The organism is Shewanella sp. NIFS-20-20, assembly GCF_019209865.1.
Classification (GTDB): Bacteria; Pseudomonadota; Gammaproteobacteria; order Enterobacterales; family Shewanellaceae; genus Shewanella.
Genome location: NZ_JAHUTT010000042.1, coordinates 1 through 22,924, shown reverse-complemented (window position 1 = coordinate 22,924; position 22,924 = coordinate 1). Strand labels below are relative to the sequence as shown.

The 22,924-nt window shown below is 47.0% G+C and carries 26 protein-coding genes; 9 read left to right on the top strand and 17 right to left on the bottom strand.

Annotated elements, in window-relative coordinates; translation table 11 throughout:
• Positions 1 to 11: 11 nt before the first annotated feature.
• From KU855_RS13210 to KU855_RS13180, 7 genes are all read right to left on the bottom strand, one after another.
• Positions 12 to 332, bottom strand: a complete 321-nt coding sequence (locus KU855_RS13210; protein WP_256261020.1) for a YdbL family protein — start codon at positions 330 to 332, stop codon at positions 12 to 14.
• A gap of 14 nt (positions 333 to 346) precedes the next feature.
• Entirely contained in the window at positions 347 to 532 is a 186-nt protein-coding gene (locus KU855_RS13205; protein WP_218530747.1) for a YnbE family lipoprotein, read from the bottom strand.
• Complete coding sequence (locus tag KU855_RS13200; RefSeq protein ID WP_218530746.1) at positions 532 to 3,708, bottom strand: YdbH domain-containing protein; 3,177 nt, start codon at positions 3,706 to 3,708, stop codon at positions 532 to 534. The genes KU855_RS13205 and KU855_RS13200 overlap by 1 nt, the downstream gene beginning before the upstream one ends.
• An 87-nt stretch (positions 3,709 to 3,795) precedes the next feature.
• Positions 3,796 to 4,644 carry a D-hexose-6-phosphate mutarotase gene (locus KU855_RS13195; protein ID WP_218530745.1) on the bottom strand — a complete coding sequence of 283 codons (849 nt, stop codon included), beginning with the start codon at positions 4,642 to 4,644 and terminating at the stop codon, positions 3,796 to 3,798.
• A 74-nt stretch (positions 4,645 to 4,718) separates the two neighbouring features.
• Positions 4,719 to 5,312, bottom strand: coding sequence for a DUF938 domain-containing protein (locus tag KU855_RS13190; RefSeq protein ID WP_218530744.1), 594 nt, complete (start codon positions 5,310 to 5,312; stop codon positions 4,719 to 4,721).
• A 2-nt stretch (positions 5,313 to 5,314) separates the two neighbouring features.
• Complete coding sequence (locus KU855_RS13185) at positions 5,315 to 5,881, bottom strand: VOC family protein (protein ID WP_218530743.1); 567 nt, start codon at positions 5,879 to 5,881, stop codon at positions 5,315 to 5,317.
• 7 nt (positions 5,882 to 5,888) lie between these two features.
• Positions 5,889 to 6,401, bottom strand: coding sequence for a L,D-transpeptidase family protein (locus tag KU855_RS13180; RefSeq protein WP_218530742.1), 513 nt, complete (start codon positions 6,399 to 6,401; stop codon positions 5,889 to 5,891).
• 268 nt (positions 6,402 to 6,669) lie between these two features.
• On the opposite strand from KU855_RS13180, the gene KU855_RS13175 reads away from it, so the two are divergent.
• Positions 6,670 to 8,148: an MATE family efflux transporter gene (locus KU855_RS13175; RefSeq protein WP_218530741.1), complete on the top strand. Its 1,479-nt coding sequence runs from the start codon at positions 6,670 to 6,672 to the stop codon at positions 8,146 to 8,148.
• A gap of 93 nt (positions 8,149 to 8,241) precedes the next feature.
• Here the strand turns inward: KU855_RS13175 and KU855_RS13170 are convergent, their stop codons facing one another.
• Positions 8,242 to 8,439, bottom strand: a complete 198-nt coding sequence (locus KU855_RS13170; RefSeq protein WP_218530740.1) for a DUF2986 domain-containing protein — start codon at positions 8,437 to 8,439, stop codon at positions 8,242 to 8,244.
• Positions 8,440 to 8,614: 175 nt separating this feature from the next.
• On the opposite strand from KU855_RS13170, the gene yqfB reads away from it, so the two are divergent.
• Positions 8,615 to 8,932 (top strand): N(4)-acetylcytidine aminohydrolase, encoded by a 318-nt coding sequence (gene yqfB, locus KU855_RS13165; protein WP_218530739.1) that lies wholly within the window; start codon positions 8,615 to 8,617, stop codon positions 8,930 to 8,932.
• Here the strand turns inward: yqfB and KU855_RS13160 are convergent.
• Entirely contained in the window at positions 8,923 to 9,363 is a 441-nt protein-coding gene (locus KU855_RS13160) for a hypothetical protein (protein ID WP_371316362.1), read from the bottom strand. The two genes, yqfB and KU855_RS13160, sit on opposite strands and share 10 nt — an antisense overlap.
• Before the next feature lie 95 nt (positions 9,364 to 9,458).
• Here KU855_RS13160 and KU855_RS13155 point away from each other — a divergent pair, with 95 nt between their 5' ends.
• On the top strand, positions 9,459 to 10,148 hold the full coding sequence (locus tag KU855_RS13155; RefSeq protein ID WP_218530737.1) for an energy-coupling factor ABC transporter permease: 690 nt from the start codon (positions 9,459 to 9,461) through the stop codon (positions 10,146 to 10,148).
• Between the two features lie 4 nt (positions 10,149 to 10,152).
• Here KU855_RS13155 and KU855_RS13150 read toward each other — a convergent pair whose 3' ends face one another.
• Complete coding sequence (locus KU855_RS13150) at positions 10,153 to 10,509, bottom strand: glutathione S-transferase N-terminal domain-containing protein (RefSeq protein WP_218530736.1); 357 nt, start codon at positions 10,507 to 10,509, stop codon at positions 10,153 to 10,155.
• 169 nt (positions 10,510 to 10,678) lie between these two features.
• On the opposite strand from KU855_RS13150, the gene KU855_RS13145 reads away from it, so the two are divergent.
• From KU855_RS13145 to KU855_RS13135, 3 genes are all read left to right on the top strand, one after another.
• Positions 10,679 to 11,683, top strand: a complete 1,005-nt coding sequence (locus tag KU855_RS13145) for a 2Fe-2S iron-sulfur cluster-binding protein (protein ID WP_218530735.1) — start codon at positions 10,679 to 10,681, stop codon at positions 11,681 to 11,683.
• Positions 11,684 to 11,766: 83 nt separating this feature from the next.
• A complete protein-coding gene (locus KU855_RS13140; RefSeq protein WP_218530753.1) occupies positions 11,767 to 12,474 on the top strand; it encodes a DUF445 domain-containing protein in 708 nt (235 codons plus the stop codon).
• 16 nt (positions 12,475 to 12,490) lie between these two features.
• Positions 12,491 to 12,841, top strand: a complete 351-nt coding sequence (locus KU855_RS13135) for a VOC family protein (protein WP_218530734.1) — start codon at positions 12,491 to 12,493, stop codon at positions 12,839 to 12,841.
• Positions 12,842 to 12,844: 3 nt separating this feature from the next.
• On the opposite strand, the gene KU855_RS13130 is transcribed toward KU855_RS13135, so the two are convergent.
• The 5 genes from KU855_RS13130 to purM all read right to left on the bottom strand — a co-directional run bounded on the left by KU855_RS13130 (position 12,845) and on the right by purM (position 18,075).
• Positions 12,845 to 13,471, bottom strand: a complete 627-nt coding sequence (locus KU855_RS13130; protein WP_218530733.1) for a DUF2238 domain-containing protein — start codon at positions 13,469 to 13,471, stop codon at positions 12,845 to 12,847.
• An 89-nt stretch (positions 13,472 to 13,560) separates the two neighbouring features.
• Positions 13,561 to 15,222: an asparagine synthase B gene (asnB, locus tag KU855_RS13125; RefSeq protein ID WP_218530732.1), complete on the bottom strand. Its 1,662-nt coding sequence runs from the start codon at positions 15,220 to 15,222 to the stop codon at positions 13,561 to 13,563.
• Between the two features lie 307 nt (positions 15,223 to 15,529).
• Entirely contained in the window at positions 15,530 to 16,276 is a 747-nt protein-coding gene (locus tag KU855_RS13120) for an HAD-IIA family hydrolase (protein WP_218530731.1), read from the bottom strand.
• 117 nt (positions 16,277 to 16,393) lie between these two features.
• Entirely contained in the window at positions 16,394 to 17,038 is a 645-nt protein-coding gene (gene purN, locus KU855_RS13115; RefSeq protein WP_218530730.1) for a phosphoribosylglycinamide formyltransferase, read from the bottom strand.
• Positions 17,038 to 18,075: a phosphoribosylformylglycinamidine cyclo-ligase gene (gene purM / locus KU855_RS13110; protein WP_218530729.1), complete on the bottom strand. Its 1,038-nt coding sequence runs from the start codon at positions 18,073 to 18,075 to the stop codon at positions 17,038 to 17,040. The genes purN and purM overlap by 1 nt, the downstream gene beginning before the upstream one ends.
• Before the next feature lie 360 nt (positions 18,076 to 18,435).
• Between purM and upp the strand changes: the two genes are divergently transcribed.
• Positions 18,436 to 19,062 carry a uracil phosphoribosyltransferase gene (gene upp / locus KU855_RS13105; RefSeq protein ID WP_218530728.1) on the top strand — a complete coding sequence of 209 codons (627 nt, stop codon included), beginning with the start codon at positions 18,436 to 18,438 and terminating at the stop codon, positions 19,060 to 19,062.
• 292 nt (positions 19,063 to 19,354) lie between these two features.
• Positions 19,355 to 19,537: a BLUF domain-containing protein gene (locus KU855_RS13100; protein WP_218530727.1), complete on the top strand. Its 183-nt coding sequence runs from the start codon at positions 19,355 to 19,357 to the stop codon at positions 19,535 to 19,537.
• A 365-nt stretch (positions 19,538 to 19,902) separates the two neighbouring features.
• Here KU855_RS13100 and KU855_RS13095 read toward each other — a convergent pair whose 3' ends face one another.
• Both KU855_RS13095 and KU855_RS13090 read right to left on the bottom strand, forming a co-directional pair.
• Positions 19,903 to 20,400, bottom strand: a complete 498-nt coding sequence (locus tag KU855_RS13095) for a TspO/MBR family protein (RefSeq protein ID WP_218530726.1) — start codon at positions 20,398 to 20,400, stop codon at positions 19,903 to 19,905.
• Between the two features lie 141 nt (positions 20,401 to 20,541).
• Positions 20,542 to 21,861, bottom strand: a complete 1,320-nt coding sequence (locus KU855_RS13090; protein ID WP_218530725.1) for a Na+/H+ antiporter family protein — start codon at positions 21,859 to 21,861, stop codon at positions 20,542 to 20,544.
• Between the two features lie 291 nt (positions 21,862 to 22,152).
• Here KU855_RS13090 and KU855_RS13085 point away from each other — a divergent pair, with 291 nt between their 5' ends.
• The gene (locus KU855_RS13085) at positions 22,153 to 22,758 is read left to right on the top strand and encodes a peroxiredoxin C (protein WP_218530724.1); all 606 of its coding nucleotides are present in this window, start codon (positions 22,153 to 22,155) and stop codon (positions 22,756 to 22,758) included.
• The last annotated feature ends 166 nt before the right edge of the window (positions 22,759 to 22,924 follow it).

The window sequence follows — 22,924 nt, the reverse complement described above, 5'->3', positions numbered from 1 at the left end:
TCAGCGCAGGCTCACTGTTTTTTTAACCATTGGCCATTGCTCCCTTGAATATAGGTGCCGCTAGCGGCGGCTTGTATCGCTTTTTCGGCCGCTAAGGTGGCGACATCATCGGCTGAGATGCCATTTTGCTTGGCAATGTTAGTAAAGGCTGCCAAGCGCTTAGCATTGACTTGCTGCATGATGGTTTCGGCCTCTGGGTTAGGTTTGACTAGCCCTAAATAGCCATTACGTTGCTCACCTAAATAGCCGTTGGTTTTAGCCTCAGTTAAATCCATGGCCCAGGCCGAGACACTGATGACTAAGGCTAAGCAGCCAGTAACTAATTTACGCATGCTGACTCCTTCCATTAGTAGAGTTGATCATTTTTAAGTAAATCATCGAGCTGTTTATCGACCTTAATCTTAATGTCATGCTCGATTTTAACATTGAGATTGATGGTGATGGGCTTATCGGGTGGCTCAATCTTTACGGTGGGGCTACAGGCCACCAACGTAAACAAGGCGAGTGATGTCAGAGGGAACAGCAGTTTCATTAGAACTCCTTAGCGGTATCGGCATTGAGTTTTTGCTGTAACTGATCTTGAAGTTTATTGCCTATCTGTAAACTCTCAATCAACTTAAGCATGTTCTCGCTTTGGTTATAGTTAAGCACGATTGGACGATTATAGCTGGGACTGGTGCCGGCTAAATGAATTTTTAGGAGGGCATCCCCTTGGGCATCCATATCGAATGTACTTGATAGTTCTTTATAATCCAATTGTTTGAGTACATCCAATGCAAAAGCTAGTTGCGGTTGGCTCGCGGCCAATTGTTGGAATTTGGCATTATCTTGCAAGCTGATCTCGCCTCCCGGGGGGCGCGCGGCTAAGCGGCCCCCGCTGATGGTGAGGCTGCCATCTTGATAGTGAGCGGGTAGCACCCCATCAATACGACCGGTGGCATGGATCCCTTGGAGGCGCTGTTTCGCCATGATGGATTCAAGATCAAGATCTTGCAGTAATAAATAGACACTGGCTTGGTGCGTCGTCGACAAGGTGACATTGGGGATATCGAAACGACCGCCGAGTAATTGACCGTGTCCGGCCAGTGCCAGTGTCGCTTGGTTGGTGTCAATCCCACCCAAATTAGCACGCAAGGTGCCATCAAAGCTGAGATCTTCAATCACGGTAAAAGGGTTAATGGCCTTGGCTTGAGTGTCGATATCACACAGGATGTTGGCCGAAAATAGCGGTTGCAGTTTACCTTCTAACTGACACGGTATGGTCAAGGTCGCGCTATCAATCGGCACATGGGCGACCGTGCCATTAATTGCGCTGAGCGCTAAGGTGAACTCATTAGTCAACGGCTGACTCATTTGGCGGTTATTGAGCTGGTAATGTCCGCTTAAGCCTAAGTCAGCTGTAAGTTGCTTAAGCCATTGTTGGCTGGCCACCGGCAGTAGTGGTCGCCATAACTCAAGCGATGACTGATGTTGATAACGGCCAGATAATTGCCATTGTTGATCTGAGCTGAGCCATTCAAACGCCTGCCAACTGCTCAGGGTTAGGGCATCTAAGCGCCACTGCTCTTGACTGCTTAATTGCAATCCTTGGGAGACGTCATACTGAATTTTAGCGTATAGGCCGATGTCACTAAAATCATGCTGGCTGATGATCTTATTGGTCGCTAGTTGTTGGTCTTGATGAAACACACTGGCAAAGGTTTGCCATTGGACATTCTTAGTGACTATCCCAAAATCCAAGCTATGGCGGCCTTCGCTAGGGAGCGTTACTGACGGTGACGACTGCGCCACGAGGGGGGGAGGCGCGGGCAATAAAATAAGTTGGCTTGCGGGTAAGCTTAAGTGCCAGCGAGGTAGGTGTTTTGGCCCCATGGCTAATTGTTTTTGGATTAACACCGGGCCGACATCAATACGATGATAATCGGGGAATAAGTGGGGTTTACTGCCTTGTTGCCAGTCGAATTGCCACTGAGCTTGGCCGCGGATCGCCTGACTTTTAAACTCAATAATACTGGTGTCATAAGTCACTGAGTTTGCTGGCGACTTAATGGCCGCGATAGCGCGTTGCTGTGATACTTCCAAGTGATTTATATCAAATGTTAATTCCGCTTGCGACTCGGTTTGCCACTGGCGCGTATCTGCGTTAAGCCCAGGATGATTGGTGAGTGTGCCGGCTAGCGCCAATTGCAAGGGGGCAATCTTGGCACGCACTGACATCGCCTCCGAGTGGTTTATCGACCAATGGCCAAGCGTCGCCTCAACCCGGTAATTCAGTGATAATTGTTGCGCTTGCCATTGCAGTGCAGACAGTTGCAAGTTAGCGCTGAGATTGGCGCTGGAGTCGGACGAAGGTGTTGGGGTTAATTCAATGGCACTTGCCTGTAATTGTTGGCTATTTTTACCTGTGATCGGGCTTGGCCAGCGCAGTTGCCACCGAGATGCAAATTGACGAGTTTCGATGGCTTGCCAGGGGATAACCGTGGCAAGCCACCTCCAGTCTTGCGGCAGTTGTGCGTGAAGATGTTGGGTTAATTGTGAGTGGGCCCACTGGTCAACTGATGCATTGACCTCAGGCGCGAACGTCAGCGCTAGTTGGGCTGGGGCTAACTGCCAATCTAGCTCATCGTCTCCGCCTTGTTGAGTCAAACTCAAGGCGAGTTTAGGACTGGTAAGGGTCAGCAATTCTGTGGGGGCAGGCACCGGCTGCGCATGGACTGATTCCCCTGACGCCATGGTGTCAATTAGCTGTGATGGGACATATGGCGTTAACGGGGCCAATCCTAATTGATAACGGAACTGACTGAGCTCAACCGCCAATTGCTTGGCAGACAAGCGCCATTGGTTATCCGTGGTGGCGCTGAATTCAATACGCAGGTCGCCCGCAACTCTGGGGTCTTGCTGGAGCCAGAGCCAAGGGGTGAGTGTGCGAGCGAGCGGGCTCTCGAAAAACGAGGCAAAACTGCCTTGATGTGCCAAGTCGTATAGCCAGCGTAAGCTATGGCGCAGTGATAATGGACTGGTGACGCTCAGTCGACCCGTTTGGGGCTCAAGGGTTAACGCGGTTGGCATGGCGGCACCAGCCAGCGCCAGTGATACGCTTATGCGCTTGGGATCAATGTGCAGTTGCTTGAAATCTAATTGGCTGGCGGCGACAGTGAGGCTGCCGCTATCGATATTCAGTGCCAGAGGAATGAGGCCGGCAAGATTGGGGGTTGCCGCAGGGGGGCTGGGTTTGGCTGCGGACGCTGACAATTGCCTCAAGAGAGCATTCAGCTGATTGATATCAATACTGGCTGGGGCATCGAGTTGCATCGCTGCGATGGCTACTCGCGGTAATGCGTCACTGGTATCGATGTTGATATCGTTAACAACCAGCGTGAGGTAGTCGTCATGATGGCTGGTTTTAGTTTGATCTAACGCTGCCGTTAATGGAGCTTTGAGGCTGAGGTTCGCGATGGTGACGTGCCAGCCCGAATGCCAATCAAGAGAGGTCCCTTCCAATGTGACTAATTGCAGCGGGTAGGACGCTAATTGATGATTAAGCAGCGCTTTTATCCAGGCATCCCGCGCCAGCCACGCCACAGTCACTAGTGTTATTAGTACAAATAAGCACAAGCTAAAGACCATCGGCCAGCGCGAGGTTCTTGATGGCGTAGAGAGCGGCTGGCCAGCACTCGAGGGTTCAAATTCAGCATTGGCTGAGTTCATAAGGGCATTCCGAGGTGGCCATTCATTGTTTTTGTCTCACTGGTTGAATGATGGCAGTGACGAGTCGCTGCCTGCAATCAATAAAGTTTAGTCGAGCCAATAGATTTCAGTGGTGAGGCAATGGCGCTCTCCTGGGGCTAATACCAGCTTATCTTCTAACACATTGGCCGCTTCAAGGCAGACCATCTGTAAGTAATCATCATGATTAAAGCGGCTTAACCAGCTTGATTTATCAATCCAAGGATTCCATAACACCGCCGATTGACTGTGCTCACGCTTGACCATCATGGTGCCATTGGGGGTGTGCAGTTGCTGCTCAGTACCCAGCTGGGTGTAAACGCGGTCGGTTTCTTTGTCAAAGCGGACACTATCTCCCTCTTGGGGGTAAGGACCTTGACCAAACTCGATATACTGCGAACCATTAAAGCCAGTGGCCTGTAATTGATGGATATCTTCAATGGCGAAATAGCTGTGTAAGGCTTGGGTCAGAGTGACTGTCTCTGAACCGGTATTGTGATTGATTAAACTGACTTTTAAGCGGTCACTTAGCTCAAATTCTATCGACACTTGGGTATCATGCGGCCAATATTGCTTATCTTGTTCGCTAATGGTGAGGACAAACTTCAGTATTGCGATGTCATTTTTCATTTGCACCGAATTCAGTTGCCATTGGCGTGTACGAGCAAACCCATGTTGAGGCCAATCGGCATTAGCATGCATGCCAAACCAGGGCCAACAGACGGGAATGCCGCCGCGAATCCCTTGACCCGCTTGATAATCATCCGCGCTCGACACCCATAACAGCGGGGCCTTGCCTTTCGGTTGAAACTGATCGATTTGAGCCCCTTGCATAAAAATACGCGCCTGACAGTACTGGGTGTCAATGTCGACATAGTCTAAGCCGGTGTGATGTTTTTTAGTGGTGACTGAAGCCATAGTGTGTCCTTAACAAAGCGATTATTCCGATGCGACATTGAGCACTCAATGTCGCTTCGGACTGAAATGTAAAGCTAATCTTTAATAAATTGCACTAACAGGTTGTTGGCCGGCAGTGAGAATACTGCCGCGAGTGTTAGGCCATGCTGGTGGGCGACGGCGCTAATGTCCTCGAGGCAACGTACGCCGCTGCTGGGATCACGTGCCTGTAAAAAACGATCGAATTGCACATTGGAGTCGCAAGTGTGTTGGCCATGACGTTTAAAGGGGCCATAGATAAGTAATTGTCCTTGCGGTGTTAATTGCTGCGCAGCATGAGCCAACAAACGCGCGCCCGAAGTGGCTGACATGATATGTAAGGTGTTAGCAGTATAGATGGCGTCAACGGACGGCAGTGTGGGCCAATGATCGACATCAAGCTCAATCGCCGCGGCCAAATTAGGGCGTTGAGCCATGGTAATGCGTTGATTTAATCCCGCGAGGTTATCGATTCTGTCGCTGCATTGCCATTGCAACGATGGTAATGCGGTGGCAAAAAATTCAGCATGTTGACCGGTGCCACTGCCTATTTCTAAAATCTGCGAGCATGATTGCAGCAGAGGACGCAGAGTGTCTAAAATCGGTTGACGGTTATTCACACACGCTTGAGAAAAAGGCAGTTGGCTCATGGCTAGTCCAGTGTTTGTTCTGAGTGGATCACAGCTTCAATGCTATGGGGATGGACCTTAATACATAAGCCGTTGCGTTTAAATGCAATGGTCGGGTTGGCAAGGCGTTCATGCTCCCCTTTAGGCGAACTCAATTTCACCTCAATATCGGTGTCTCCTGCTAGCACTGAGGCCAATTGCGGCTGCTGTTGCAGTAACGCGGCAGTGAGCGCCTCTATGGTCGTGGCTTGGCAGGGAAGTACTAACTCAATGTGCTCCCAGCCTTCATTCGGGTAGTGTTTATCGCCAGGATAGGGCAGTTCAATGCAATCAATGGTGCCTTGGTTAAATGCTAACCCTTGATCTAACTTGATGATAATAATCGGGCGGCCATTAATGACATTATTCGATATTATTTCCCCTTGGTGAGCAAAGGCGAGATGTAACGCGCAGGCGTTATCAAAATCATTGACCCTTAAGGCCGCATGATCACAATGTAAATCCAAAGTCGCTAAGCCAAGTTCATGACTGAAGGCTTGAATGGCGTGGCTAAACGCAGGCCAGTGGCGCATAAGTTGTTCGAAAGACATGATTTCCTTAAGGATAAATTTCTATTGGTGTACCGGGCTCAATCAGCTGCCACAGTTCGTCCATTTCTTGGTTGGTGACGGCGATGCAGCCGTTGGTCCAGTTAATTTGTTGCTGTTCGATGGCTGATAATTCAGAGTCTGGGTTTTCACCATGGATCATAATAAGCCCTCCCGCACTCTGACCGAGTGCCCGAGCCCTTAGCTTATCGGCATCATTGGGGTAGGAAATATGAATGGAGCGATAATAGGCACTATCGGCTTTTTTATAATCGAGGATATATCGTCCCTCGGGCGTGCGCTCATCCCCTTCGCTCAGCTTGTGCCCCACCGGATTGTCGCCCAGGGCAATATGATAGCTTTTGAGCAGTTGCCCTTGATGAAATAACTGCAATTGGTTGGTCGATTTAGTGACCTTGACTAAATCGACTTGAGTGTTTGCCATCACATAGGGGCTTGTCGCCATCATCAACAGCGCGAAGGTGACTATTTGCTTAACAGATCTTCTAAAGGCGAGTGACATTGCCGGATAAACCATCCCAGATGTTGATTGACGCTATCATACCCAATAATGTCCCTGAGTTCATCTAACTCAGGCGTGAAGCTTTCTCATAACCTCAAGTAGGTTCGATTGTTGCAAATTGTTAATCTTGCTGGTGTTGTCTGGTGGATTAGGTAACAATTATCCACCAACCACTATGATTAAGCTTGGTTTAAGTCAGAAAGTGTTTTTTGCATCAAGCGATTTAGCATCCGTTCTTTTGGCGATAGGTTAGGTTAAAGGGAGAAGTATGGCTCAAGCCAAGTTTGTACAAGGCGACTTAATGCGGCATATCTGGGTGATGACATCCACGGCGACTATCGGCATTTCTGCGCTGTTTATCGTTGATTTACTAGATATGTTTTATCTCAGTATGCTTGGGCAAGCTGAATTGGCTGCGGCGGTCGGTTATGCCGGTACCGTTTCTTTTTTTACCACCTCCATCGGGATTGGCTTATCCATCGCCTTAGGTGCGGTGGTGTCGCGCGCCCTGGGGCAAAAACAAATTGAACAGGCCAAACGCTTACTCGCCAGTAGTGCCATTATCACCGTCATGGTGTCTTGTGGGGTTAGTGTCATTGTCACGCTATGTATTCCTGATATTTTGGCACTAGTGGGCGCGACAGGTAATACAGCGACCTTAGCGGCAAGTTTTTTATATATTTTAGTGCCCTCGTTACCGATTATTTGCTTAGCGATGGCATTAGGGGCAGCGCTACGTGCGGTGGGGGATGCCAAGTTATCCATGATGTCGGCGCTCAGTGGCGGAGCCGTCAATGCGGTGCTTGACCCTATTTTTATTTTTATGCTCGGGATGGGGATCGAAGGGGCCGCCATTGCTTCGGTATTGGCGCGCGTATGTGTTCTCATCATTGCCGCTCGCGGTGTTGTCTATAAACACCAATTATTTAGACGAAATAGTTTGAATGAGTTTCGCCAAGATCTGCGGCCGGTGTTTGCCATCGCGGGACCGGCGATGCTCACCAATATTGCCACGCCCATTGGCAATGGGATAGTCATGCGCTCGATAGCTGAATACGGGGATAGCTATGTGGCCGGTTGGGCGGTAATTGGCCGCATGATCCCTGTGGCCTTTGGAATGATTTTTGCCTTATCGGGAGCCATTGGCCCAATTGTTGGCCAAAATTTCGGTGCATGCCAACGTGAGCGGGTACGTGCGACGCTCACCAAGGCGATCTATTTTTGCAGCTTGTATGTGTCGGTGGTGTCAGTGGTGTTGTATCTAGGCCGCAATCTGATTGTTGAAGGCTTTGACCTTCATGGTGATGGCGCTGAGCTAGTTCATTACTTTCTAGAATATCTGTCGATATTTTTTGTCTTTTCAGGAATTCTATTTGTCGCCAATGCGTCGTTTAACAATTTGGGTAAGCCTAAGTATTCGACCTTATTTAATATCGGCAAAGCGACGCTTGGTACTGTGCCCTTTGTCTATGTCGGCGGCCACTTTTGGGGGGTATACGGTGTGCTCTGGGGGCAAGTCGTTGGTTCGATATTATTTGGGATCTTGGGGGTTTGGGTGGCCTATCGCTTGGTCGATAACGTCACCATGACACCCCATGGCGAAGACACTGAATTTGAAAAGGAAGGCTTAAGCTTATCCAGTGGGAATGCGTTGTCGTCTTCGACAGTTCAAATGGCGCAATTAAGCGAAGAGCAATCATCCTTGGCGCTAGAAAACGATGATGAGCTTGAGCGAAAAGCGACCTAAGGTATTGGGCCAACGATAGCCAAAGCCTGCGACTCACGCACTATCTTGGCTCGATAATAGACATTATTGTCGAGCCAAGGCGCTAGTGATTCATTACTCGTCTTGCGCTGTGCTGCTGTCGGCCTCAGATCCTTGATTTGTTGCCGTTGCTGCGTCGGCTTCCATTTTGGCGCGTTCAGCTTTAGAGATATATTTAGGTTTTTGACCACCCTGAACTGGATGCTCTTTTTGGTTTTCACGTGCTTTGGCACGCTTGGCCATTTTCTTGATGATTTTCTGCTTTTTATTCATGTGCTCGATTACGCTGTTTGGGACTAAACCAATAGATAATTGTTCTATTGTTCGCCAAGGCGGCGAGTGTACCCAAAATTTACCGCCTTAGCAAAAAATAGCGCGCGTAGATTTACTGCCGTTAAAGGTAATGTTGCAGTATACTCGCCGCCTTGCCAGTATTTGGATCCTATTTATGTTAACTGCAATGACTTTTTTTGAGCGTTTTGAAGCTGATATTCTCAGTGGTAAAAAGACGATTACCTTGAGAGATGAGGCTGAGTCTAAGGTGGTTGCTGGACTAGTTTTGCCAGTATCCACTTTTGAAACTGGCCGTTGGTTTTGCGATATCAAGATTGTCTCGGTAGCGCCAATTAAACTCTCGGCACTGACCCAGGCGGAAGCCGATGCAGAAAATATGAGCTTACCCCAATTGCATCAAGTCATTTCTGATATTTATCCAGGGATTGAGCAATTGTATAAAATCGCTTTTGAATGCTTAGCTCAAGAATAATGATTGGTGAATTTTTGGCGATCTTCTGCGGTCGCCGCTTCATTACATTCGCCGCGGATCTCACCGCGGTCGCTGGCAATTAAGCGACTCAATTCGATATACCCTTGACGACAATAACCGCTCATTTCGAGTGTTTTCTCTAAGCCTAATTCCGTTTGTTCAGCGATAAGATCCCGTAAGTCCCGTGATTCTCGCTCCATCCTTAATGCTTCTTTACGGCTGGTTGGGCGGCGATTTTCATCACCAATGACAGGGTCCGTCAAGCGCAGACTGTAAGTAAATAGCTTGGTGCCATCTTGGCCAATGCGGGTAACGAGGTTATCACGGAGTTTGCCAGCATAGGCTTCTGATATCGATGGTGATAATTGGCAACCACTGATCACGACGAGAGTGGCCATACCTAAGATCAACCCGCTATATTTAGTCATAATGACTTACCTTTACCTGCCTGCAAAAAATTCAGTTTAACGGCAAACTAATTGAGTTACATTAACTTTTAGTTCAATTATATATTTTGGTGTGCTCGATGATGCAATATTGGTCGACCTTATGGGCGAACATTGATTGGCGCTGGCAAAATGACTATCTCTTGATGGCGCTGATATGGTTGGCGTGGATGGTCATCATTTGGCCCAGTGTTGAGCTCAAGTTAGTGATGCAGGCAGCATCGTTACGCCAGCGACTATGGCTAACCACCTTAGCCATATTCGGTCTGTGGCTGATGGATGCCAGTATTCACCCGAGTTTGCATTTACATTTTCTTGGGTTGACGCTGTGTATGCTGATGTTTGGTTGGCGCTTGGCCACGGTAGCCTTATTGCTACCGTCGATGGCGTTTAGCTTGCTCGTGCTTGAGCAACCTTGGCAATTCTTCGCCTATAGCTTGATTGCGATTAGTCTGCCTCTCTTTGTGAGCTATGTGGTTTATCATCGTTGCTTTCATTTATTACCGCACCATGTGTTTGTCTACATTTTTTGTGGCGGGTTTTTAAATGCGGCAGTGACCTTATTGGTGCATTTGTTGTTATGGGCTGGGTTTGTCTATATGACCACAGAGGTAAGTGGCGAATATTTATGGGATAATTATTTGACCATCGCCCCGCTGTTGATGTTTCCTGAGGCGTTATTAAATGGCATGCTGATCACCTTGCTGGTGGTATATCGGCCACAGTGGCTTTATGACTACAGTGACCGGATCTATTTATGGCGGCGATGAGTGATTAGGCGTAGTGCTGCTTCAAATAACTGATAATGTCATTAGACTCATATAACCACTGAATTTTTCCTGCTTGTTCAATCCGCAAACACGGGACTTTTAAGTGCCCCCCTTGCTGACGTAATGTCTCTGCATGCTCAGCGATTTTCGCATCTTGCAGTTGAATATTGAGTTTCTGCCGGTGCATTTGTCGACGCACTTTGACGCAAAAAGGACAGGCTGGATATTGATATAAGGTGAGGGCGGCCGTGGCAGCATCGATAGTTTGTTGCTCTTGCGGACTGCGGCTTTGTTGTTTCGGTTTAAATACTGCATTTAATAGCAAAATAAGTTTGCCTAATAAAAATCTAACTAACTTCATGAAACCTATCTCCTTGTCTAAGGCCGCTAGTTTACCTGAGACCTGACACTGCTAACAGGATTTTAACCAAAACTTGATTCAACTTGTGAATGTGTAACGGTGGAATACACTCAATAGATGGCGGCATATTTTTGCCCTTTTGGGGACTGGTAATGAATGAGTCGAATGCATGAGTATATTTTACGTAGATGGTGTCGCGTTTGAGGCTAGTAGTGGTGAGACGGTATTAGATGCCTTACTTAGACAAAATTATCCGGCCAATTACTCTTGTCGTAAAGGTCGGTGTCGCAGCTGTTTAATGAAATACGTAGAAGGCGATTTGGCGTTATTAGCCCAACGGGGGTTGGAGATAGAGTATAAGCAAGAAGGCTTATTATTTGCCTGTCAGTGTATTCCATCCCATGGACTGACTTTGCAGAGCGTTCAGTCCGATAGCTTGTTCTTAAGTGCCCCGATAGTGGCTAAAACGCGGTTAAGTGAGCATGTGGTTAAGTTAATCGTGCAAGTCTCAGGTAATAAGCGTTTTTTGGCTGGGCAATCGGTCAATATTCGTCAGCCCGACGGGGTGGGGCGAACCTTTGCTATTGCCAAGGTCAGTGGCGATTTATTGGAGTTTCATGTTAAGCGCAAACGCAATGGTAAATTTAGCGACTGGTTGTTTTACCGAGCTTGCGAGGGGGATCAATTACTCTTACAAGGACCTTGGGGTCATTGCCATTATTATCCCGGCATGCCTGAGGATACCTTAGTGCTGATTGGCGAAGGCACGGGACTGGGAGCGGTGGCTGGCATCGCTGAGGAAGCCTTAAATAAGGGCCATAGCGGTAATATATATTTGTATCATTATGGCCGGAATCTCGATGATTTATATCAACATAAACAGTTATTGCAGTGGATGTTGATGAACCGTAATTTTTTTTATCAAGCTTGTGTTGGCGCCGATAGTGAAAAATCCCAAGTCGATGGTAAACGAGTACGCTTAGCCGAGCCGATTGAATTGGTGACCGGGCGTCATCAGTTTGATCGTCAATTTCGGGTGTTTATTTGTGGTGAACCTAAAATGGTCTTACGTGGTCAAGAGCGGGTCTTTTTATCGGGGGTGCCGATTGAGAGGATCCATGTATTATCCTTTGATTACCGTGAGCTAAGAAAGCGTCCTCGCACTTGGGGCTAAGCTATTTGTCAGTGATAGGCACTTGTTAGTGCGGGTAAAATCCCTACAATATGTCCCATATTAATTATGAAAGGGACAAGATGTTGTCTAAAAGTACCATCACTAATCTGTTGTGTGTGTTGCTCACATTAATCGGTTATTTCAGTCAGCAAGCGCTGATATTAAGCGTAGGTTTATTCGCGTTATCCGGAGCCATTACCAATGCACTGGCTGTGCATATGTTATTTGAGAAAGTCCCCGGTTTGTACGGTTCAGGCGTCATTCCCGCGCGGTTTGAGGAGTTTAAACGGGCCATCAGTGAGTTGATGATGGAACAATTCTTTACCGACGAAAATATTGATAAATTTTTATCTAAAGGGGCGACGTCCTCATCGATGCTGAATCTGTCGGGGGTCATTACTAAGGTCGACTTAAACCCCGCGTTTGATGCGCTAGTCACTACGGTTGAACAATCATCATTTGGCGGCATGCTTGCCATGTTTGGTGGCAACGAAGCGTTAGTGCCGTTACGTCAGCCGTTTATCGAAAAAATGCAGGCGTCTTTAGTCGATATTGCCACTAGCGAAGATTTTCAACAACTGTTGATAAATGAGTTAGAACAGCCGGAAAAACTGACGGGTTTAAAAGCGCAAATTAAAGAGATTATTGAGCAACGCTTAAATGAATTGACCCCGCAGATGGTAAAAGTCATGGTGCAACACATGATCAAGGCTCATTTGGGATGGTTAGTGATTTGGGGCGGCGTATTTGGTGGCCTACTTGGTTTAGTGGCTGGGTTGATTCAAATGTAATAGGAGATAAGGTCATATGGCACAGCATCATAGCATTAACTATCTAGAGATCCCTGTTCGCGATATGGCCTTGGCCAAGGCATTTTTTACCCGAGTCTTTGGCTGGCAATTTAGTGATTATGGTCCGCATTATTCCTGTTTTAATCACGTGGGCATTGATGGCGGTTTTTATGAAGACGCCTTATGTTTTAATACGGCTAAAGGCTGTCCTTTAGTGGTGATTTACAGCGAAGATTTGGCCAAAACCGCCCAAGATATTGTTAACGCCGGCGGCGAAATATCAAAAAATACCTTTAGTTTTCCCGGTGGTCAGCGTTTTCATTTTTGCTGCCCTAATGGCAATGAGTATGCGGTATGGAGCGAGTAGCCATTAGCGCTTAATAAATTGGCTCAGCTGGCTATCATGCCAAGATGACAAGGTCACGAGTGCCGCGATAGCGCCTATTAATGCAGCTCCCATGTCTGATTGGGTGTCCCATACATAACCTTGAGTCCCTAAGAAAGCCTCTGCACCTTCAGCCGAGGCCAAGGCGACCCACCATTCGATCAATTCGTAAAACGCGCTAAAAGCCAGCGCAAAACACACCACAAAGAAATTAGCCCAAGCCCGACTATTAAAGACTTGCAGCCGAAGCGTTATTTCACGCGCAATCATTACTGGTACAAAACCTTGGGCGAAATGACCTAATTTGTCATAGTTATTGCGACTGCTGCCAGTGTGTTCGGCTATCCAGTCAAATAACGGTACTTCGGCGTAGGTATAATGGCCGCCAATCAATAAAATGATGCAATGAATTAAGATCAAGACATACAGTAAAGGGGTCAGAGGAAAACGACGCCGACTTAACAGCAGCGCGGCGGCGCCTAAGACGGCCGGTGCCACTTCTAACACCCAAGTGCCTCTCTCGAAGGGGTGATACGCTGACCAAGCGAACACCACTAAAAAGGTGAATGCCCAGAGGGTGGCGGCAACGTTTACGCTTTGATATTTGGTCATTGGCGATGCATCTTTCTCTGAAGTCGTACTTGATAATGCCCAAAAAACAGCCCTGGAGCAAACAGGGCTGTCAAATTAGACGCAAGGGATCAGTAACTATCGCTGTGTACTTCACGCACCGCGCGACCGGATGGGTCAATGACACCTTGCAGGCTCGCATCCCATGCCAGCGCCTCTGGGGTTGAGCAAGCAACCGACTTACCGCCTGGAACGGTTTCTGCCGCACTAGGCAGAGGGAAGTGCTGTTCAAAGAAACCGCGATATAAATAGGCTTCCTTGGTTTGCGGTGTATTGTATGGGAAGCGGAAATGGGCGTTTTCCATCTCTTTATCCGTTACTTTTGTGGCGGCGACCTCTTTTAAACCATCAATCCATGAATATCCCACCCCATCGCTAAATTGCTCTTTTTGACGCCAGACAACTGACTCTGGCAAGGCGTCGCTAAAGGCTTCGCGTAGGATATGTTTTTCAATTTTACCCTTGCCAGACATTTTAGCTTGCGGGTTGGTACGCATGGCGATGTCAATAAACTCTTTATCTAAGAAAGGCACTCGGGCTTCTAATCCCCACGCTGCCATGGCTTTATTGGCGCGTAAGCAATCGAACAAATGCAGTTTATCGAGCTTTCGTACTAATTCTTCATGGAAAGCTTCGGCATTTGGCGCTTTATGGAAATATAAGTAGCCGCCAAATAATTCATCGGCCCCTTCACCAGAGAGCACCATCTTAATGCCCATGGCTTTGATTTTTCGTGCCATTAAGTACATCGGGGTCGCGGCTCTGATGGTGGTAACGTCATAGGTTTCTAAGTGGTAGATCACGTCACTGATAGCATCGAGACCTTCTTGGAAGGTGAAGTGAATTTCGTGATGTATGGTACCTATAGCATCTGCCACCTTTTGCGCAGCGGCTAGATCAGGGGCACCTTGTAGACCCACTGCAAAGGAGTGCAATTGTGGCCACCAAGCTTGCGAAGCATCATTGTCTTCAATTCGGTGCTTGGCAAACGTTTGCGTGATGGCTGAGATGACCGATGAGTCGAGCCCACCTGAGAGTAATACCCCATATGGCACGTCTGACATGAGTTGCCGCTTGACGGCGGCTTCTAACGCGGTACGGATCTCTTGGCTACTTGCCGGATTTTCGGCCACGGCCTGATAATTCATCCAGTCTCGTTGATAATAACGCACCGCAGCCTGATCAGAGACTTGATAATGACCAGGAGCAAACTCAGCGACATGGTTACATACCGGGACTAGTGCTTTCATTTCAGAGGCAACATACACATTGCCCGCACTATCGTGACCGGTATAGAGCGGGATTATACCCATATGATCTCGGCCAATTAAGTATTGACCTGTGCGTTTGTCATATAACACGAAAGCGAAGATGCCGTTTAGCATATCTAAAAATTCGCAGCCGTATTCTTGATATAACGCTAAGATCACCTCGCAATCAGAGTGGGTCTGATAACTGTATTTATCGCCTAATTGGGCTTTCAGTTGCTTATGGTTATATATTTCACCGTTTACGGCGAGCACCAGGCTATTATCGGCGCTATATAGCGGTTGGGCGCCATGTTCGATATCGACGATAGCTAAACGTTCATGAGCCAGGATCGCGTGATCATCTTGGTAAATACCCGACCAATCTGGACCACGATGGCGGAGGCGTTTAGACATTTCAAGCGCAATTGGACGCAAGCTATCGGCGTCGGTTTGAATATCAAGAATGGCAAAAATTGAACACATGGCGCTCTCCAACTCACAGAATATTAATAGGTTTCAACTCGTTGACATAGAGTCTGCCATTATCTGTGGATGCTAGCAAATCGAGCTCTTGATTATTTATCTGCATTTCGGTGGTTTTGATGTATTTTCGGTTGATGTTGCGGTGATTAAAATGAAGATTATTCATTGATTACTCGATTTACTGATATTTCTTTAAAGCGGCATTGTTGGCCTTTGCCAATTTTAATGAATTCGTTATGAGCATTAAAAAGTTGATGATAATCAAAAATAGGCCGAGTTGCGGCCCTTCAATGGCAAAGACGCCGGATTAGATCACATCAATATCACCTGCACAGTCAAAAACATGATTGGGGCGAAAGGGTTCTTTTTCTATATCGGCGAGCTGGCTGACACCCGAGGTCACTAAAATGGTTTCTAAACCCGCTTGGAAGCCAGCCAAAATATCAGTTTTCATATTATCGCCAATAATCACGGTATTTTCTGAATGCGCATCAATGTTATTGAGCGCGGAGCGAATAATCCAAGCACTGGGTTTACCCACATAAAAGGGTTTCTTGCCACAAATGCGCTCTATTGGCGCGCAAAGTGCGCCACAGGCGGGACTGTAACCTGGGCCATGAGTATCGGGGTTGGTGGCAATAAAACGGGCGCCATTAGCGACAAATCGCGCGGCCTTATGGATCATGTCCCAATTATAAGACTTAGTTTCGCCAACGATGACGAAATCAGGATTGATGTCTGTGATAGTGAAGCCGGCTTTATAGAGTTCGTGGGTGAGGGCGCCTTCACCAATCACAAAGGCCTTGTTACCGTGTTGATGAGTGAGAAAGTCGGCGGTGGCCATGGCCGAGGTATAAAAACAACTTTCGGGGACGTTGATGCCGACAGCGGCTAAGCGATTTTGTAAGTCCTTACCGGTTTGAACGGGATAATTGGTTAGAATAACTAGCGGGTTTCCTTGCTCTAACAAGCGGTGGATAAAGCGATCACTGCCGGCTATCAGACGATTATTATGCAGTAGCACCCCATCAATATCACAAATAACGCTTTTCATAAGATGTCCTAATTGTAGAAACTTCATTCAATCTAGTATGAAATGACTGAGGACACCAATGAAATTTTGCATAAAAAAACGGCCAAAAAGGCCGTTTTTTGTAATAAAAATAGAGATTTAGTCTGGTGCGTAACCATGAATGCCAATCGGTTTATCATCGAGATACGCTTGACCATCGATTAAACTTAGGCGTTGTTGGCTGAACCATTTAACCACCAGAGGGTAAATGGCGTGCTCCTGTTCGTGGACTCGCTCAGATAATTCCTCAATGCTGTCTTCTGGATATACGGGCACCTTGGCTTGCAAAATTACTGGGCCGGCATCTAAGGCTGGGATCACAAAATGGACACTACAGCCATGTTCAGTATCTCCGGCCTCCATGGCGCGTTGGTGCGTATTGAGTCCTGGGTGACGTGGCAGTAATGATGGATGAATGTTGATCATTCGTCCTTGATATTTTAATACCAGCTCTTCACCTAAAATCCGCATAAATCCAGCCAAGACAATTAAGTCTGGTTGATATTTATCAATGGCCAACATTAACCGTTGGTCATATTCCTCGCGGCTTTCGTTGTCATGGACAAGTACGCAGCTTGTATCAATCTCATGCTGATGAGCACGAATTAACCCGTAGGCATCGGCTCGATTACTAATGACACCAATAACATCGGCATTGAGATTATCAAAGCAACCATCAATTATGGCCTGGAGGTTAGTTCCCTGACCAGAAATGAGTACCAGGATGCGACAGCTTGATTCCATTAAAGGATCTCCACTTGCTCTTCGTCGTTATTGCGTTCGGCAATGGTACCGATCCGCCAAGCAGTTTCACCGTGGGCTGACAACAGGGAGAGCGCCGCATCAACGGCTGTTTCTGGTAACGCTACGATCATACCGACACCACAGTTAAAGGTACGATACATTTCGAATTCGTTGATGTTGCCAGCGTCTTTTAACCAGTTGAATACTGCCGGCCATTGCCAAGATTGGTCATCGATGACCGCTTTGCAATGCGCGGGTAATACTCGTGGAATATTCTCCCAGAAGCCGCCACCTGTAATATGTGCCATGGCATGCACTTCCGATTGCGCGATTAAGCTTAATAACGACTTTACATAAATTTTTGTCGGTTCCAGCAAATGTTCAATTAAAGGCTTGCCTTCGAGCAGTTGCTGGGGCTCGGCTTGACTCACTTCTAGTACTTTGCGGATCAAAGAATAGCCATTAGAGTGAGGGCCGCTTGAGGCCAGCGCGATTAATGCATCGCCTGCTGTAACCTTGGTGCCGTCAATGATATCAGCTTTTTCAACTACACCGACACAGAAACCTGCAAGATCATAGTCATCGCCTTCATACATACCAGGCATTTCGGCGGTTTCACCACCAATCAGGGCACAGCCAGACTGATAACAACCATCAGCAATCCCATTTACGACGGCAGTCGCGGCCTCGACGTCTAATTTTCCGGTGGCATAATAGTCTAAGAAGAAGAGTGGTTCAGCCCCTTGAACTATCAAGTCATTGACACACATCGCCACCAAATCAACACCCACGGTATCGTGTTTTTTATAATCAATGGCTAGGCGCAGTTTAGTGCCCACACCATCGGTACCGGATACCAGTACTGGGTGTTTATATTTGGTAGGGAGTTCACACAAGGCACCAAAACCACCAAGATTACCGAGAACCTCGGGTCTATGGGTACGCTTAACGGCAGATTTGATATTGTTAACTAGGGCGTTTCCGGCATCGATATCTACACCGGCATCTTTATAACTCAGTGGGGTCGGGGTGCTCACGGCGATCCTCTTGGGTACAAGTGATAAGAGTCTTCTTATGACGGGCATTCTACCATTTAGGTTGGTGTCATAACACCCGATCATTTTCCCTTGACGCGAACGCTGATACGCTAAATTATGCAAAATCAGTGTGTTTTGACAGCGCTTTGGTGAATGCTGCTGTTTGAGTTCACGCTTTTACTACGTGGCTAAAGTTTATATTTAATCGCGCAGCTAAATTGACTAAACTCCACTAAATTTGGTTTTTATAATTCTGCTCCATAACCTTGCGTGGTTAGCACAGGCGGTGGCGCGAATTTCAGCTCTTATAAAGGTCAAGGGTTCATGAACTTGACAACAAAAATTTGGCAGGAGAAAACAATGAAAGTCGTCGAAGTTAAACATCCACTGGTTCGCCATAAGATTGGATTAATGCGCGAAGGTGATATCAGTACTAAGCGTTTCCGTGAATTAGCCGCCGAAGTAGGTAGTTTGCTAACCTATGAAGCTACGGCTGATTTCGAAACCGAGACTGTGACTATTGATGGTTGGAATGGCCCTGTTGAAGTTGACCAAATCAAAGGTAAAAAAGTCACTGTGGTGCCTATCTTGCGCGCTGGCCTCGGAATGATGGATGGCGTGTTAGAGCATATGCCTAGTGCGCGGATTTCTGTGGTGGGTATTTATCGCGATGAAGAAACCTTAGAGCCAGTGCCTTATTTCGAAAAATTGGCGAGCGACATGAATGAGCGTATTGCTTTGGTGGTTGACCCGATGTTAGCCACTGGTGGTTCGATGATCGCTACTATCGATTTACTGAAAAAGCGTGGTTGTAACGCCATTAAAGCCTTAGTGTTAGTGGCTGCTCCTGAAGGTATTGCGGCACTTGAAAAAGCCCACCCTGATATTGAGCTATACACAGCCTCTATCGATAAGTGCTTAAATGAAAAAGGCTATATTCTGCCTGGTCTGGGTGATGCTGGTGATAAAATCTTCGGTACTAAGTAGGTACTGTTGCCCACAATGAAGCACTAATAAGGAGCTATCAGGCTCCTTTTTGTTGGCGGATGTAAAACGACCTCAAACGGACTCACTGGCGTTTACCATGAATATCAATTCCTGCGGATTATGGCTGGGTTATTGGCAATAAAATCGAACTACATCAATAACTAACATCATTTGAAGTAGCGTTGAAACATCGAATGGATGTAGTTGATCGCAAGGCAATTGGTTGTATGCAAGAGCAAATGGCGATGTATATCACTTTCAGTCTGCGGGCTGAAGTTTGCAAAGGAGCGTCATGGGCGATGAACTAATGATGGAATTGGTGCATTGCATTTATACCCGCGCCGCGACACCAGACCCCAAGGAAAGCGATTTAGTTTCGCTTCTCGACATCGCGAGGAAGTATAGCGCTGCGCTGAATGTCACCGGTCTGTTGGTATTTGACCAAGGCTCGTTTTTTCAGATACTGGAAGAGTAGCGTAGCGTGGTTGAAACATTGTTTGCGCATATTTTCACAGACAAGCGCCATAGTAAGGTTAATAAATCATTTTAGAGCCGATTAAGCAGCGCAATTTGCGCAGTGGACCATGGGCTACTCGGGAATTTCATGGGAAAAGCTTAAGCACATGGGTGGCTTAAATGATTTTTTTCATAGTCGCAGATGCTTCACCGAGTTAGATGAAGGTCGCGCTAAAAAATTGCTGGCGGCTTTTCAAGACGGACAATGGCGCGCGAGTATTAAATACATTGGCTGAGGGTGATTGTTGCCCCTTCGCTGTAAGATCATGTGGCGACAGTTCCCTTGGATATGTTGACAGTGATTGTGGCCTTGAGCCTGCTGCGCTAACCAAGTAACTGTGGATTGAGTTGCCATAAGGAATAGTTCAATCCGGCGGCAAACGTAACCCAGAGTAAATACGGCACCAAGAGTAGGGCTGCTAGGCGCTGTTCACGCCAAAATGAGATGATAGTGAGGGCGAGCAAAGCCACTAAGATCACAATATCAATAAAGGCAAACATCCCCAGTTGCCAGGCAAAAAATAGCCAACTCCATAAGGCATTTATCGCCAGTTGAATCACAAATAACGTTAGTGCTTGGACACGATGCTGGCCGCCTTGCTGGCGCCATACCAGCCAAGCCGCGATGGCCATCATGATAAATAAACTCGTCCATACTGGGCCAAATACCCAAGCGGCAGGCGCCCACTCGGGCTGACTCAGTTGCCCATAAAATGTTTTTGCTTGTATTGAGGCAATGGCGCCAAGCGCTGATGTGACAAAGCACAGTCCTAGCCAAGCGGCAAATCCTATGAGTTGGCGAGGTAATGTTAGTTGGGTCATCCGTTGTCCAAGTTGAGGTGATTTTTGCCTTACAGGGTAGCGTATTATCGATAGCGCTGGAAACTCTGAAGTGGATGGCTGGCCCCAACCAGCATAACGGGAGCCATAGGCTCCCGTTCTCATTAGCACATTAACGCATCGTTACAGTACCATGGCGGCTATCCAGCCAAAAATCAATAATGGGATATTGTAATGAATAAAGGTTGGGATCACGCTGTCGCGCATATGATCATGCTGGCCATCGGCATTGAGACCCGAGGTTGGTCCTAACGTTGAGTCTGAGGCGGGTGAACCCGCATCACCGAGGGCTGCGGCCGTACCGACTAAGGCAATCGTTGCCGGGATTGAGAATCCAAAGGTTAATGCTAACGGCACGTAAATTGTTGCAATAATTGGGATTGTAGAAAACGATGAACCAATCCCCATGGTGATCAATAAACCCACCACGAGCATCAATAAGGCCGCCAAAGGTTTGTTATTGCCAATGAGAGACTCTAACGCTTGCACTAAGCTCGTGACTTCGCCGGTTGCTTTAATCACCGCGGCAAATCCCGCGGCAGCGATCATGATGAACCCAATATTGGCCATCATGCGCACCCCTTGATTAAAGATGTCTTGGTCGGCAACGTGCTTAAGGGCTCCACTGGTTGAGAAGATCATAAAGCCCACGAGGGCACCAAAGATCATGGAGTCGGTATACAGCTGCACCACTAGTGTCGCAATGATGGCCAAGAGGGCAATGACAATGTTCTTTTTATGGATGGTTTCTTCAGGCTCAGCGGTTAATATTTGCTGTTCGTCGTATTCACGCGGACGACGGTAGCTAATAAAAATTGCGAATAATAAGCCACAAAACATGCCTAGAGCCGGCAACATCATGGCCGCTGGGATCTGGGCTAAGCTGGCATTTAAGCCATTACTGTTAAGGTTGGCTAATAAAATATCATTTAGAAAAATGCCGCCAAAACCAATGGGCAAAATCATATAGGTGGTGATCAGACCAAAGGTCAGTACACATGCCACTAAGCGTCTATCGAGCTTGAGTTTCGACATCACATGCAATAGCGGTGGTACCAAAATAGGAATAAAGGCGATATGAATTGGCAGCACATTTTGAGATGACACCGCCATCGCGAGTAACAACAACAATAGGCTCCACCGTACTAAATTGGTATTTTTTGGGGTTGGCGAGTGACCTAAAGCACTGATTACTTTGTGAGAAATTAATGTTGTTAAACCAGAATGCGATAACGCAACAGCAAATGCACCGAGCAGGGCATAACCGAGAGCGATTTTCGCTCCGCCGCCAAGACCGGTATTAAAAGCCGAAATGGTCTGATGAATATCTAACCCACCGATTAAGCCAGCGGCTAAGGCACTTATGGTTAATGCGATAACCACGTTAACTCGCGCCAGACTGAGACCTAGCATTAAGCAAACTGCAATAACGACAGCGTTCATTATGATTTCTTATTGTTAGCGATAAAAAAATCAATCTTGACCGCTAGAAGCCTTGCTGTCCAGCATTTCAAAGAGTGAAATTGTATTTTTCTGCGGGAAATTTGTGGGTTTTTATTTGGATGACAACTGCTGTAAATAGTTCGCTTTGTTTTTGTTGTTAGATGTAATGATCCTGTATCGAATTAAATCGACATGGATTGAGTTAAATGGGTTGTCAGCTCAGAATAAGCCCATATAATGCCAATTAGATTTGCTGGATATTGTATTTACATTCCATTGATGGAGGATTATATGAGTGTATTAGTCGGCCGCCCGGCCCCAGATTTTACTGCCGCCGCTGTATTAGGTAACGGTGAGATTGTTGATAGCTTTAACTTGAATACCGCGATTCAAGGTCAAACCGCAGTGGTGTTTTTCTACCCACTCGATTTTACTTTTGTTTGCCCATCAGAATTAATCGCTTTTGATCATCGTATGGATGAGTTCAAAAAGCGTGGTGTTGAAGTGATTGGTGTTTCAATCGACTCTCAGTTTACCCACAACGCCTGGCGTAATACCCCTGTAGACAAGGGCGGCATTGGCCAAGTGAAATATACGTTGGTCGCTGATGTAAAGCATGACATTTGTAAAGCTTACGATGTTGAGCATCCAGAAGCCGGTGTGGCATTTCGTGGTTCATTCTTAATCGACAAAAACGGTATGGTACGTCATCAAGTAGTGAATGACTTACCATTAGGCCGTAACGTGGATGAAATGCTGCGGATGATCGATGCCTTACAGTTCCATGAAGAGCATGGCGATGTTTGTCCTGCGGGTTGGGAAAAAGGTAAGAAAGGCATGAGCGCTAATCCAGACGGTGTTGCATCTTACTTGTCTGAAAATGCAGATGATCTGTAAATAGTCATCAATGCAGATATGTGTTAAAAAGCGGCCAAGGCCTAATGCCGTTCACTTAGTGTGAACGGCATTTTTCTTAGACTTAATGGGATACTTGTTTTTACTCATTTTTAACGCACGTGGATAGGCCCTATCCCGTTTCCCATCAAGCTTGAACTGTCTCGCA